General features: G+C 70.4%; 15 protein-coding genes. 5 read left to right on the top strand and 10 right to left on the bottom strand.

Features of this window, described 5'->3' with window-relative positions; translation table 11 throughout:
• Positions 1-34: 34 nt before the first annotated feature.
• Positions 35-1522: an MFS transporter gene (locus OG735_RS04715; RefSeq protein ID WP_327321875.1), complete on the bottom strand. Its 1488-nt coding sequence runs from the start codon at positions 1520-1522 to the stop codon at positions 35-37.
• A gap of 87 nt (positions 1523-1609) precedes the next feature.
• On the opposite strand from OG735_RS04715, the gene OG735_RS04710 reads away from it, so the two are divergent.
• Entirely contained in the window at positions 1610-2011 is a 402-nt protein-coding gene (locus OG735_RS04710; protein ID WP_327321874.1) for a MarR family winged helix-turn-helix transcriptional regulator, read from the top strand.
• Positions 2012-2125: 114 nt separating this feature from the next.
• Here OG735_RS04710 and OG735_RS04705 read toward each other — a convergent pair whose 3' ends face one another.
• Entirely contained in the window at positions 2126-2869 is a 744-nt protein-coding gene (locus tag OG735_RS04705) for a maleylpyruvate isomerase family mycothiol-dependent enzyme (RefSeq protein WP_327321873.1), read from the bottom strand.
• Positions 2870-3114: 245 nt separating this feature from the next.
• Positions 3115-4335 carry an MFS transporter gene (locus tag OG735_RS04700; RefSeq protein ID WP_327321872.1) on the bottom strand — a complete coding sequence of 407 codons (1221 nt, stop codon included), beginning with the start codon at positions 4333-4335 and terminating at the stop codon, positions 3115-3117.
• A 75-nt stretch (positions 4336-4410) separates the two neighbouring features.
• Here OG735_RS04700 and OG735_RS04695 point away from each other — a divergent pair, with 75 nt between their 5' ends.
• The gene (locus tag OG735_RS04695) at positions 4411-5625 is read left to right on the top strand and encodes an ROK family protein (RefSeq protein ID WP_327321871.1); all 1215 of its coding nucleotides are present in this window, start codon (positions 4411-4413) and stop codon (positions 5623-5625) included.
• Positions 5626-5840: 215 nt separating this feature from the next.
• The gene (locus OG735_RS04690) at positions 5841-6692 is read left to right on the top strand and encodes a YhjD/YihY/BrkB family envelope integrity protein (RefSeq protein ID WP_327321870.1); all 852 of its coding nucleotides are present in this window, start codon (positions 5841-5843) and stop codon (positions 6690-6692) included.
• Here the strand turns inward: OG735_RS04690 and OG735_RS04685 are convergent.
• Genes OG735_RS04685 through OG735_RS04675 form a run of 3 tightly spaced genes read right to left on the bottom strand, consistent with a single transcriptional unit; the run spans position 6689 to position 8785 of the window.
• Positions 6689-7582, bottom strand: coding sequence for a phosphotriesterase family protein (locus tag OG735_RS04685; protein WP_327321869.1), 894 nt, complete (start codon positions 7580-7582; stop codon positions 6689-6691). The genes OG735_RS04690 and OG735_RS04685 overlap by 4 nt on opposite strands.
• The gene (locus tag OG735_RS04680) at positions 7576-8157 is read right to left on the bottom strand and encodes a DUF4865 family protein (RefSeq protein ID WP_327321868.1); all 582 of its coding nucleotides are present in this window, start codon (positions 8155-8157) and stop codon (positions 7576-7578) included. Before OG735_RS04680 ends, OG735_RS04685 begins: the two co-directional genes overlap by 7 nt.
• 55 nt (positions 8158-8212) lie before the next feature.
• Positions 8213-8785, bottom strand: coding sequence for a TetR/AcrR family transcriptional regulator (locus OG735_RS04675; RefSeq protein WP_327321867.1), 573 nt, complete (start codon positions 8783-8785; stop codon positions 8213-8215).
• Positions 8786-8973: 188 nt separating this feature from the next.
• On the opposite strand from OG735_RS04675, the gene OG735_RS04670 reads away from it, so the two are divergent.
• The gene (locus tag OG735_RS04670) at positions 8974-9255 is read left to right on the top strand and encodes an SHOCT domain-containing protein (RefSeq protein WP_327321866.1); all 282 of its coding nucleotides are present in this window, start codon (positions 8974-8976) and stop codon (positions 9253-9255) included.
• A 403-nt stretch (positions 9256-9658) separates the two neighbouring features.
• Here OG735_RS04670 and OG735_RS04665 read toward each other — a convergent pair whose 3' ends face one another.
• The 3 genes from OG735_RS04665 to OG735_RS04655 form a co-directional block, all read right to left on the bottom strand.
• Positions 9659-9832 (bottom strand): hypothetical protein, encoded by a 174-nt coding sequence (locus tag OG735_RS04665; protein ID WP_327321865.1) that lies wholly within the window; start codon positions 9830-9832, stop codon positions 9659-9661.
• A gap of 36 nt (positions 9833-9868) precedes the next feature.
• Positions 9869-10402, bottom strand: coding sequence for an ATP-binding protein (locus OG735_RS04660; protein WP_327321864.1), 534 nt, complete (start codon positions 10400-10402; stop codon positions 9869-9871).
• Between the two features lie 180 nt (positions 10403-10582).
• Positions 10583-10906 (bottom strand): hypothetical protein, encoded by a 324-nt coding sequence (locus tag OG735_RS04655; protein WP_327321863.1) that lies wholly within the window; start codon positions 10904-10906, stop codon positions 10583-10585.
• A gap of 200 nt (positions 10907-11106) precedes the next feature.
• On the opposite strand from OG735_RS04655, the gene OG735_RS04650 reads away from it, so the two are divergent.
• Entirely contained in the window at positions 11107-12240 is a 1134-nt protein-coding gene (locus tag OG735_RS04650; protein WP_327321862.1) for a PLP-dependent cysteine synthase family protein, read from the top strand.
• Between the two features lie 33 nt (positions 12241-12273).
• On the opposite strand, the gene OG735_RS04645 is transcribed toward OG735_RS04650, so the two are convergent.
• Positions 12274-12756 (bottom strand): SRPBCC family protein, encoded by a 483-nt coding sequence (locus tag OG735_RS04645; RefSeq protein WP_327328204.1) that lies wholly within the window; start codon positions 12754-12756, stop codon positions 12274-12276.
• Positions 12757-12833: the final 77 nt, after the last annotated feature.

The raw sequence follows: 12833 nt of genomic DNA, 5'->3' as shown, positions 1-12833 counted from the left end.
CGGCCGCCGCCCCCTCGGGAGAGCTGAGTGTGGGTCAGTCGCCGACCGCCACCCGCTCGGGCTCTTCCTGAACCGGCTGTCCGGAGGACTTCGCGACCAGGACACTCGGCACGGCACGGCGGGTCCGCAGCCCGGTCAGCGTGATCAGTAGTCCGGCTGCCGCGATCGCGGTCACCACCACCAGGCCGGGCCGGAAGCTGTCGAGCACCTCCTGCGGAGAGCGGCCCTTGTCACCGCCCGCCGTGATCACCGCGGTGACGACGGCCAGGAAGATGGCGCCGCCGACCTGGATCGAGGTGTTCAGCAGGCCGGAGACCATGCCCTGCTCATGGTCCTCCACCCCGTTGGTGGCCTGGATGTTGAGTGAGGGGAAGACCAGCGCGCAGGCCGCGCCGAGCAGCAGCATCGACGGCAGGATCACGGCGGCGTAGCTCGGCGTGAGGTCGATCTGGACGAAGAGCGCGTACGCGATCACCAGCAGCGTGAAGCCGGCGGCTATCACGCGCGGTGTGCCGAACCGGTCCACGACCGAGCCGATCTTTGTCGAGGAGAGCGCCACCAGAGCGCCCGCCGGAAGGAAGGCCAGCGCCGTCTGCAGCGCCGACCAGCCGAGCAGGGACTGCATGTACTGAGTGACGAGGAACTGGAAACCGACGTACGAGCCGAAGAAGAAGGCCGCGCCGAGGTTGGCGCGGATCTGGCTCCCCGAGCGCAGCACACCCAACCGGATCAGCGGGTGCGAGCTGCGCCGTTCGATGGTGACGAACACGGTGAGCAGCACGGCGACGGCGAGGAAGGACAGCAGGGTGCGCGCCGAGGCCCAGCCCACCTCGGGGGCCTGGACGACGGTGAAGACGAGCAGCAGCATCGAGGCCGTGCCGGTGACGGCGCCCGGGAGGTCGTAACCCTTCCCGGAGTCCTCACGGCTGCTCTGCGGGATCAGCTTGATGCCGGCCAGCAGCGCGATCAGGGCGATGGGCGCGGGCAGCAGCATGGTCAGCCGCCAGCTCACCTCGGTGAGCAGTCCGGAGAGGACCAGGCCCATCGAGAAGCCGGTGGCGGCGCAGGTGGTGTAGATGGCCAGCGCGCGGTTGCGCTGAGGGCCTTCCCTGAAGGTTGTGGTGATGATGGAGAGCCCGGCGGGGGCGGTGAACGCGGCGCTCAGACCCTTGATGAAGCGGCTGGCGATCAGCAGCGGACCGGAGTCGACCAGTCCGCCGAGCAGCGAGGCGAGCGCGAAGACGGCGAGCGCGATCAGGAAGACCCGACGCCGGCCCAGGAGGTCGGCCGCGCGGCCGCCGAGCAGCAGCAGACCGCCGTATCCAAGGATGTAGCCGCTGACGACCCATTGCAGGGCAGAGGTGGTCAGATGGAGATCTGTCGCGATCGAGGGCAGGGCGACGCCGACCATCGAGACGTCGAGGGCGTCGAGGAACATCGCGGCGCAGAGCACAAGGAGAGTGCCCCACAGCCGCGGGCTCCAGCGCTCCTGCGCTACGGGGACGTTGAGCGGAGAGGTCATGAGGAGGACAGTACATGCACATGCATTGAGTGCAAGTGCATTTAATTCCGATGCAACAAAGTGCGTCTTTTCTGCTAACGTGCGGTCATGGCGGCAAAGAAGTCCGAGCGAGTGCTCGTCGAGGAGTGGCGGGACGTCCTTGCGCTGCACGCCCGTACGATCTGCGAGCTCGACCGCGAGCTGCATCAGCACGGGCTCGGCGCCAGTGACTTCGAGGTCCTCGACGTACTCGCCGAAGAGACGTCGGACGGCGGCGACTGTTCCTTCCGTGTTCAGGAGCTGGCATCCCGGGTCCACCTGAGCCAGAGCGCGCTGTCGCGCCTGGTGGCGCGGCTGGAGAAGGACGGGCTTGTCACCCGCGGGATGTGCAGCGAGGACCGGCGGGGAGTGCGGGTCGCGCTCACCGACGCCGGACGGGCCCGCCATGCCGAGGTGCAGCCGCTGCAGCGCGCGGTGCTCTCCAGGATGCTGTCGGGCCCTTCCACGTAAGGCCGAGCCCTTTCATGTGAAGCCGGGCTGTCCACGTAGACCCGGGCTGTCCACGTGAAGCCGGGCCCGTCCACGTAAATCTCCGTGGGCTTCCGTACGAGGGGCTGGGGACCGCTAGGACCAGGTGATGGCGGACAGCTCGCGCCACAGCCCCGCGAGCTCCGCGTCGCCGGTGACGGACACGGTGGTGAGCGGCAACCGGTTCCACAGCGTCAGATAGAGCTGCTCCGCCGTCCCCCTCAACTCGCAGTCCGCGGGCCCCTTTTCGGTGCGCTCCGTGCGCGGAGCCCCGGCCGACAGCCGTACCGTCCACACGTCGTCCGTGTCGCTGGTATGTACGCGCAGGACACGCGGCTCCTCGGTGCGCACCCGGCTCCGGGAGCGGGCGTGAAAGGCGCCGAGCAGCTCGTCGATCCCGTCCAACGCGAGGTCCGCGGCGACCGGCCCCGGCTTCCCGCCGAGCGCCGACTCGGCGTCCGTGCGGTGGACGGCCGTCTCGTGCGCCTGCCGCCTGGCCCAGAACGCCAACGGTGAGGGTGCGGGCAGAAAGCTCCAGCACTCCACATCCGCGGGCGCCTCGCTCAGCGCGGCCACCAGGAGACCGTGCCCCTCCCGGAACCACTCCAGCAACTCGTCGCCGTCGAGCTCGGGCTGGTCGTCGGCGGGCTGGAAGCTTGTGTAGCCCTCGGTGATGAAGGCGGTCGCCCAGCGGTGGACCATGCTGATGTGCCGGAGCAGATCCCGCACCTGCCAGCCGGGGCAGGTCGGCACACTCGCTTCGGGGCCTGCCTCGGCTGCGGCCGCGGCCAGCAGTTGGCCCTCCCGGACAAGGGACTTGATCAGCTCAGCGGTCTCCATGCGGGAGATTGTGCCAGCGCGGCCCGACCGGCGGCAGGGCCGTCGTACGGATACCGCGGCGCATCAAAGCCACAGGAACCCCAGCAGGAACTCCTGTCAGGGCCAGCACGGCGACAACGCCGAGGTGGACCAGTGAGACGGCGTTGCCCAAAGCCGATCGCGCGAGGTCACCCGGGCGGCGAGAGGTCATGCCTTGCTGATCGGCTCCCGGGCGGCGGATCCGCCTGAGCAGGCAGCAGGAGTACTCAGTCGGCTCGGGGTGCGGACGCGTTCCGGGCCGAGTACCCGATGAGCGCCGCGCCACCCGCCAGCGCCGCCACCGTCGTCATCGCCACCGGCAGTGAGAACCAGTCGGCGAGGAACCCGATCGCCGGCGGTCCCAGCAGCATCCCGCCATAGCCGAGCGTCGACGCGGCCGCGACCCCGCCTGGACCGGCGAGCGCGCCCGCCCTGGCCACCGCCACCGGGAAGATGTTCGCGAGCCCCAGACCGGTCACGGCGAAACCGAGCAATGCCAGCCACACCGTCGGCGCGAGCGCGCCCAGCACCATGCCGGCCGCCGCCGTCGTGCCGCCCGCGACGAGCGTGCGGGTCTGGCCGAGCCGCTCCAGCAGGGCCGTGCCGGAGAGCCGGCCGGCCGTCATGGCCAGGGCGAAGAAGGAGTATCCGGCGGCGGCGACGCCCGGGTGGGCGTGCAGATCCTGCTCGAGATGGAGCGCTCCCCAGTCGGCCATCGCCCCTTCCCCGTACGCCGTGCAGAGCGCGATCACGCCGAAGAGTACGACGAGTTGGCGCGTACGGCCCTGGAGGCGGCGCGGGCCCGGCACCGCCGTGGTGCGCTCGGTGACGGGTGCGGGACGGCGCAGCAGCACGCGCCCGGCGGCTGCCGTGACCAACAGACCGATGCCGGTGAGGCCGAGCAGATGAGCGGTGGGGGAGAGGCCGCCGGCGACCAGGCCGCCGAGGCCCGCGCCGATCATCCCGCCGAGGCTGAACGCGGCGTGGAAGCTGGGCATCACGGGCCGCCGCATCGCCGCGACCAGATCGACCGCGGCGCTGTTCATGGCGACATTGATCCCGCCGTACGCCGCACCGAAGACCAGCAGCACAAGACCGAGGGCAAGCGCGGAATGCGTCAGTGGCGGGAGCGCGATGCTCAGCGCCAGCAGTGCGCCACTGACGACCGTCACCGGATGGCTGCCGAAGCGGCGGCAGAGCCGCCCGGTGAGCGTCATCGTCACCACCGCGCCCGCCGACACTCCGAGCAGGGCGAGGCCCAGATCGCTCGCGGACGAGCCGGTCTGCTGCTTGATGGCGGGGATACGGACCACCCAGCCGGCGAAGATGAAGCCGTCGAGGGCGAAGAACACGGTCAGCGCGGTACGGAGGGGTGACAGGGAGGGTGGGGCGGTGTTTCCGCCAGGTCCCCCCGGTACGGCCGTCCGTAGTTTGTTTAGAAGCGGCACAAACTCAGGATAGGGGTCGGGCCCGATCCGTACAAGGCGGCTGCTCAGCCTCCGGATCATGGGAGACTCGCCTGCATGAACGGCAAGGCGATGACCACCAGGACGAGGCTGGAGAGAGGCCGCAGCGCGCTCGGCCCCGCGCTGGAACTGGTTCATACGGGCCGGGCGCCCACCCGCGCCGTGCTCACCGCTGAGCTCGGAGTCACCCGCGCCACCGCCGGCGCGGTGGCCGCCGAACTCGAAGCGCTCGGGCTGATCCGGGTCGACTCGCGCCCGGGCGCCGCCGCCGGCTCGCAGGGCCGGCCCTCGCACCGCCTCGCTGTCGACGACGCGGGCCCGGTCGTTCTCGCCGCGCAGGTGCACGCCGACGGATTCCGCGCCGCGCTCGTGGGGCTCGGCGGCCGTACGGTCGCGACCGCGCCCGGCTGCGTCACCGTCTCCGAAGACCCGGCGCAGGTGCTCGGCGAAGTCGTCGAAGCAGGCGCGGCCCTGCTGCGCGAGAGCGGTCGGCGGTGCGTGGGCGCGGGCCTCGCCGTGCCCTCCGCCGTCGCCGAACCGGAAGGCACCGCCCTCAACCCGCTGCACCTCGCCTGGCCGGCCGGGGCTCCCGTCCGCGACATCTTCGCCGAACGCGTCCGCGCGGCGGGCATCCAGGGCCCCGCCTTCACCGGCAACGATGTCAACCTCGCGGCGCTCGCCGAGCACCGCCACGGCGCGGGCCGTGGCGCCCAGCATCTGCTCTGCGTCGCCACCGGCCATCGCGGCGTCGGTGGCGCGCTCGTCCTCGACGGTCGTCTGCACACCGGCAGTTCGGGTCTCGCCCTCGAGGTCGGGCACCTCACGGTCAACCCCGAGGGCCGCCCCTGCCACTGCGGCAGCCGCGGCTGCCTCGACGTCGAGGCCGACCCGCTCGCCTTCCTCACCGCCGCGGGCCGCCGCCCGGGCCCCGAGGTCTCGCTGCTGCAGCAGTCCCGGGATCTGCTGCGCACGGAGTACGACGACCCGGCCGTACGGAACGCGGCCGAGGAGCTCATCGACCGGCTCGGCCTCGGGCTCGCCGGGCTCGTCAACATCCTCAACCCCGATCGCATCATCCTCGGCGGACTGCACCGCGAGCTGCTCGACGCCGATCCCGAACGGCTGCGCGCCGTGGTCGCCGACCGCAGCCTGTGGGGGCGCAGCGGCGGTGTGCCGATCCTCGCCTGCACGCTCGACCACAACAGCCTGGTGGGGGCGGCCGAGTTGGCGTGGCAGCCGGTACTCGACGACCCGCTGGGTGCGATCGGCTGACGGCGGCCGGCGTATGGCCCGGCGGACTGTGCGTCGGCGTACCCGGCTCATACACGACGGCGGGCGGGGACGGGGGCGGGCGTCGACCGGTCGGCACGGACGGCCTCCGCCGTTCGGCAGGGCCGGCTCAACGACCGGTCGACGGCGCAGGCGCCACCACCCGTCCGGGGGCACAATGGACACCTCTCACTGCACTTTCGGGTAATCGACAACCTATGACCCACAAGCCCTCCGGCCCGGATCACCATGCGCACCGGCTTCAGGACCTGCGCCGCAGGTTTTACGCGTCTCCCATCGGCCTGGCCTGGGAGCGCGGCCGTGAGCTGGAGCTGATGCACCGCGCCATGGGCTTCGCCGCACTGGGCTTTCTGACACTCGTCCCCCTTCTGGTCGTCGTCGCGGCGGCGGACCCGGCGAGTGGACAGGGCTTCGCCCGCTGGCTGGGCCAGGCACTGGGGGTCTCGGAGTCGTCCCTGGACGAGGTCGAGCGGCTGTTCGGCGTGCCTGGGCAGGCGCTGCAGCGCACGACCGCGTTCGGTCTCGCCGCCCTCACCGTCTTCGGTCTGACCTTCGGGTCGGCCGTTCAGACCGGCTACGAGAAGGTGTGGGATCTGCCGACGGCCCGCTGGCACACCATGTGGCGGCATGTCGTCTGGCTGGCCCTGCTCGTCGCCGCCAGCCTGGCCTTCGTCAGTGCGCCGCTGCCGGCCGACTCCGCCCCGGCCACGGTGTTCGGCGGCCTGGGAGACCTGATCGGCACGGTTCTGTTCTTCTGGCTTTCCCAGCGCGTGCTGCTCGGCGGCCGGGTCCGCTGGCGCGCCCTGCTGCCCGGGGCGGTGGCCACGGCGGTGGGGATGCTCGGCCTGCGGGTCTTCTCACAGCTTGTCTTCTCGCCGCTGATCGCCTCCAACGCCGTCACCTACGGCCCGTTCGGGACCGTGCTCGTCATCCAGTCCTGGCTCGTGGGTGTCGGCTTCGTCGTCTACGGGGGCGCGCTCGTGGGACGCCTCATTCACGAAGCGCGTGTACGCCGACGGATGGAACACGAGCTGGAAGACCTGATCTAGGACCGGTGGAGGGCGAAGGCGCGGGCCGGATTCCGTACGAGGATCCGGTCCATCACGTCCTTGCCGAGGGCCGGTTCGAGCCGCGGCCGCAGTCTGTGCAGCAGATACGGCATACCGGGGGTTTCCGGAGTCGTCATGTCGCCGCCCAGCAACAGCTGGCCGGCGTAACCCGCGTCCGCGAGCGCCGCCAGATCGTCGGGCAGGCGCCAGTCCGTGCCGTGATGGGCCCGCGAGGGGCCGTCAAAGGCGAGATAGGCACCCGTCGCTGCCGCGTCCCGCTGGCCGGCCATGTCCGGAGAGCGGCCGAGATGACCGAGGATCACATGCTGCGGCAGAACCTCCAACGCGCCGCAGAGCCGATCGAGTACCTCCAGCGCTGCCGTGCCCAGTTCCAGATGGACTGCGATGGGCGCGCCCGTACGGTGATGGGCCAGGGCCGCGGCCGTCATGGTGAGCCGGGCATGCGCGTCGATGCCGTGGAAGGCGCCCGCCACCTTGATCAGACCGGCCCGGATCCCGGTACCGCCGATACCCTCGGTCACTTCGGCCGTGAACAGTTCGGCAAGGTCCTCCGGGAGGCGGCCGAGCATCTCAGGGGCGTAGTGCACGGCCTGATGGAGACCGGTGGCGGCCACCACATGGGCGCCGGTCGCGCGGGAGAGCGCTGCCAGCTCCTCGGGCCTGCGTCCCAGGCCGTACGGAGTCCACTGCACGACCGACCGGCCGCCGAGCTCGCGGAAGGCGCGCAGGCGCACGGCCGCGTCCGCCGGATCGTCCAGCTCCTGTCCCGGCAGCCGCGGGCTGCGCAGGAACAGATGGTCGTGGGCGTCGCAGATCCCCAACCCGCCGGCCGGGATGTCGCCGAGCACGGTACGGACGAGGCTCACCACTGCTGCCCCCGCGGCAGCTCCGTACGGTGCGGGGCGGAGAGATGCAGCACCTGGAAGACGTCACCGATCGCCTCGGGCGCGTCCTCGGCCCACAGTGCGAAGTGCAGCAGCTCCCAGTGCCGCGGATCGATGGCGACGGCGGCCGCGACCACGTTGTCCGCGCGCGCCAGCTGTTGATGCGCGGCGAGCGCCTTCTCCACGGCGAAGGCGGGCCGCTCGTCCTCGCGTATCCGCACCCGACGACGCGTGGCGGACCGGGGCACGGCCCCGGCCGCCGGGCCCTCCTCGTACGCCAGTCCTGTCCAGTGCTGGACCACGGGACGTCCGAAGTCGTTGACGATGCCCTGGAATCCGGGGCCCCAGAGGAAGGAGTTCATGCCTTCCGGCGCGATCCACAGGTAGAGCGGTGCGTACTGATTGACCGGCGAGCCGTCGACGCGTTCGCGCATCAGATAGGCCTTCAGACCGAGGCCGGGAAAGTCGTCGAGCAGATGGCCCTTCGTCGCCACCCGCTTACGGATGATCTCCATGTCATAGTCGGCGGGCAGCGTGATCTCGTACTGCATGGCATGCATGAAGGGCTCCTCGGTGCGTGGGGTCGGGCGGGGCGCTCGTCGGCGCGGACTTCCCTTAGGCGTCAGTGGTGTTACGAGGGGTGAGCAGCGCGAGCAGTCCGCCGACCGCCGTGTCGAAGGCGGCCGGAGAGCCGGATGCACGCGCCAGCACATAGCCGCCCTGCACCGTCGCGACGATCACCGCCGCCGTCCCGGCCGGATCTACCGGGGCCGTGAACTCGCCCGCGTCCAGGCCCTCCTGGACGATCCCGGTGAGGCGTCCGCGCAGCCAGTCGAGCGTCTCCTCGACCGGGGCGCGCAGCTCGTCGTTGGCGATGACGTCCGGGTCCATCGTGAGACGGCCGACCGGGCAGCCGCGCAGTACATCGCGCTCTCGCTGCAGATACGCGCTGATCCGCTCGTATGTTGTGCCGTCGCCGCCGAGCGTCACTTCGGCGATCGCGCGCATCTCCTGCGCGGTACGCCGGATCGCGGCCAGCGCCAGGTCGGGCTTGCCCGTGAAGTGGTGGTACATGCTGCCCTGGCCGGCGCCCGCCTGCTGCTGGATCGCCTTGGGGCTGGTGCCCACATAGCCGCGCTCCCACAGCAGCTCGCGGGTGGCCTCGATCAGCCGTTCAGGAGTGCTCATCAGCCCACTGTACATACTAGTAGGTACAGAAACCGGAGCGGCCCGGAGCAGCCGCGAAGGCCCCGCGTACTCCCCGGGTGGTACGTGCACTGCCGCTGGCCGTACGACGACGTGAGACCCGGTCGGCGGGAGCCTCGGAAGCGACGAGGAAACACGCACCACCATCGCCACTGAGGAGCTGAGCCGAGATGAACACGCTGGCCTACGACGGGCCCGGCCCGTGGATTCTGTTCTTCCCGCTGATCTGGGCGGCCGTCTTCATCGGCGTCGTCACCGTCCTGCGCCGCACCGTATGGCGCGGCCGTCGCGGCCCCTGGCATCCGACCCGCGCGACGCACGGCGAGAGCTCGCCGATCGCGATGCTCGGTCGTCGCTTCGCCGCCGGCGAGATCGACGAAGAGGAGTACTGGCGGCGGCTGTCCGTCCTGGACGAGCAGTTCGGCCGCATCGGCAAGGACGGTGCGGCATGACGACAGTCAAGCCCTCTTCACGGCCTTTCTGTCGAGCTGTCGTCTCGCGGGCGTGAGCTGTAGACCTGGCGGCCCCTGGATGCAGCCTTGTCGCCCGCCCGAGGCGTTTCTTCCGGATCTGCAACCAGGAGGCCGGCGGCGCTCGCCTGCCGACAAGAGTGGACCCTGCACGGAATGCCGCGTGCATCCGACGTCCGGTCCGCGCAGCGATGATCTTCAAGGCAACGGCGGCTCGATACCCCCAACTTGAGGCCCATCTGCTGGAGCACCGCCCGTGGAGGAACCCCGGGATGTGGCCGCGCGGTCCACTGGTTCGGCGACGGGCGTGATCGTCCGGTGCGGCTGTGGCCCCCTGTCGCCCGCACGTCGAAGCTGTGCCCATCCCCTGCCGCGCCAGGTCACGTCAGGCGGCCTGGCGCTCGGCGGACTGCTCGGCCGGGTGCTCGTCAAGGCGTCCGAGGGTGCGGGCGACACCGCCTTCGCCGTACCGGCGGTGCAGCTCCTGGCGGTCGCGCCGGCCGTGTGCTGCCCGGCGGCCCGCGCGCCGCCCCGCACGACTGGGCGTACTGCGCGCCATCGCCACCGAGGAGCGATTCCGAAGCGCCCGCCCCGGTCAGCGCGCAACAGCCGACCGGGCGGAAGCGCGTTGACGCGTCCCGTTCTGCGAACCCGCCGAACTCGCCGTACTCGGGAAGGGCTCGTCGGCCGTCGCCCCGTACACCACCGGATACGGCGGCAGAGCCACTGCGGGCGAAGGTGTGGAGAGCGTGAACCAGACGATTTTGCCCGTCTCGCCCTCGGGCCGTACGCCCCAGCTGTCACTCACCGCCGCTATCAGCCCGAGCCCGCGCCCGGAAGTGGCGAAGAGATCTGTGTCCCCTACGGTCGGAAGACGTGGATCGTTGTCATGGACGGAGACCGTGAGCCGGTCGAGCAGCAACTCGATCTCCACCGTGCACATCTTGTCCGGCTCGGCGTGCCGGTGAACATTGGTCAGCAACTCGGTGACGCCCAGCGCTGCCTGGTCGATCAAGGGATCGAGATGCCAGTAGCGCAATTGCGCCGAGAGAATTCTGCGGACCTGACCGATCCGCGACGGCAGGGCCTGGAGCTCCACCGTGCAGTGCCTGCTTGGCTCGCTGATCACGGCTGCGACTCCCCGAATGAGGTCCGGAAGAAGACGAGGATCGGATCCAGCAGTTGGCTGGCTGCTGATTTGTCCGGCGGGCTGGATCACAGCGTTACCGCCGGTGCACCCTGAGTGATGTGAGACAAGCGTGAACCACTGACCACGGCTCCGCAACTCGCAGCACCCGGGTGAGTACTCTCAGCTCCGACGGCCGCCGGCCCCGCGCACCGCTTCCAGGAAGCGCCCCGCCAGTGCCCGGCCCTCCGGCCTGCGGCTGCGCTGCCCCATCGTCAGCCGGTAGCGCTTGCCATTGAGCGTCGCCACCGTGCTCGCATCGTCGGCGAACCAGGGCTTACCGGCCCTGACCCCGCGGACGGGAGCGCTCTCGATCACCCGGCCGTAGCTGGTCAGGAGCGCCAGCCTGCCGTCCTTGATCAGCACTTGTCCGGCCCTCGTGAGCGAGCGCGGCCAGCGCTCGATCCGTACGCCTGTGGCGCTGAATTCGGTCTCTGTCATCCCCATCGTGCCTCTGCCCCCTTCGCACCGTTTCCTGTTGGCAGTCTGCACAACTACGGGCGCATGCACCAGTACGTGCGGTCGCACCGGCACAAGTCCCGGCCCACAAGTGACTCCTATGGACCCCCAAAGTGAACGTTTGTGCAGGTGGGGGGCTTACTGTTGCCAGTGGGGGCCGCATTTCGACAGGACGAGGAACGGCGCGCATGAGCACGAGTGAGAAGCCAGTGGCGGGAGAGGCGATCGCCACCATAGATGTGGATCGAAGCGATCCGGACTACCGGGCATGGCTGAAGGAGGCAGTGCGCAAGGTCCAGGCCGACGCCAACCGCTCCGCCGACACCCACCTGCTGCGATTTCCGCTGCCCGAGGAGTGGGGCATCGACCTCTACCTCAAGGACGAGTCCACCCATCCGACAGGCAGCCTCAAGCACCGGCTCGCCAGGTCGCTGTTCCTCTACGGACTGTGCAATGGCTGGATCCGGCCGGGCAAACCGGTCATCGAGGCGTCCAGCGGCTCGACCGCAGTCTCCGAGGCGTACTTCGCCAAGCTGATCGGCGTCCCGTTCATCGCCGTGATGCCGCGCACCACGAGCGCCGAGAAGTGCCGGCTGATCGAATTCCACGGCGGGCAGTGCCACTTCGTGGACGACTCGCGGAAGATGTACCAGGAGTCGGCCGCACTCGCGGAACGGACCGGCGGCCACTACATGGACCAGTTCACCTACGCGGAGCGGGCCACCGACTGGCGCGGCAACAACAACATCGCCGAATCGATGTACCAGCAGCTGCAGTTGGAGCGCTACCCGGAGCCCGCCTGGATCGTCGCGACGGCCGGCACCGGCGGCACCTCGGCGACCATCGCCCGCTACGTCCACTACATGCAGCACGACACCCGCGTCTGTGTCCCCGACCCGGAGAACTCCTGCTTCTTCGACGGCTGGACCCAGGGCGACCCGCTCGCCAGCAGCGACTGCGGCTCCCGTATCGAGGGCATCGGCCGACCGCGTATGGAACCGAGCTTTGTGCCCGGAGCCATCGACCGGATGATGAAGGTGCCCGACGCGGCGAGCATCGCCGCCGTACGCGCCCTGGACATGGCCATCGGCCGCAAGGCGGGCGGCTCCACCGGAACCGGCCTGTGGAGCGCGCTGAAGATCATCGCCGAGATGGTGGCCAACGGGCAGAAGGGCAGCGTGGTCACCCTGATATGCGACCCGGGCGACCGCTACCTCGACAAGTACTACTCCGACGCCTGGCTGGACGAACAGGGTCTCGACATCGCCCCGTACAGCGCGACGATCGAGGAGTTCCTCGCCACCGGCGTCTGGCCCGGCTGACCGCCGGGACCACTTCGCGGCTGACCACCCGGACTACTGCGCGGCGGACCGGGCGAGCCTTCGGTCCAGTCGGCGCACCGCGCCCCGGAACGAGGCGCCCAGGCCCGCCCGGCCCAGCCGCAGCACGATACGCATGAGTGCGGGGGCGTCCGCCGCGAAGGTCCACTGCACCCGGGTGCCGGTCGCGCTGGGCGTCAGCCGCCACTCCTCCAACAGGGCTCGCAGACCTGGGGCGTTGGTCTCGTCGACGCGGTACGCGAAGCGCTCGTCCGGCTCGGTCGCCATGATCTTCTCGGCGAAGAAGGTGCCGCCCCTGAGCCTGATCTCGCGGCCCGCGCCCCCGTCGGTGGGCGCGGCCGAGGTGACGGCGGAGAACCAGGACGGCCAGCCCGTCACATCCTCGGCGAGCGCCCGGTACACCGCTCCCGGCGAGGCCTTCACCTCGGCCGAGAAGACCAGACGCAGCGGGGCGGACTCGACGAAGTCGAGCTCCACGGGGCTCAGTCGGCGTGCCATGGGACCGTACCTCCAGCTGGGAGGGGTGGAGCGGGGCCCGCACACCATAGCTGTCGGGCCGGCAGTTGTCCGTAGCC

Source organism: Streptomyces sp. NBC_01210 (assembly GCF_036010325.1).
GTDB lineage: Bacteria > Actinomycetota > Actinomycetes > Streptomycetales > Streptomycetaceae > Streptomyces.
The sequence above is the reverse complement of the archived record's forward strand: the minus strand, read 5'-3'. Positions and strand labels throughout refer to the sequence as shown.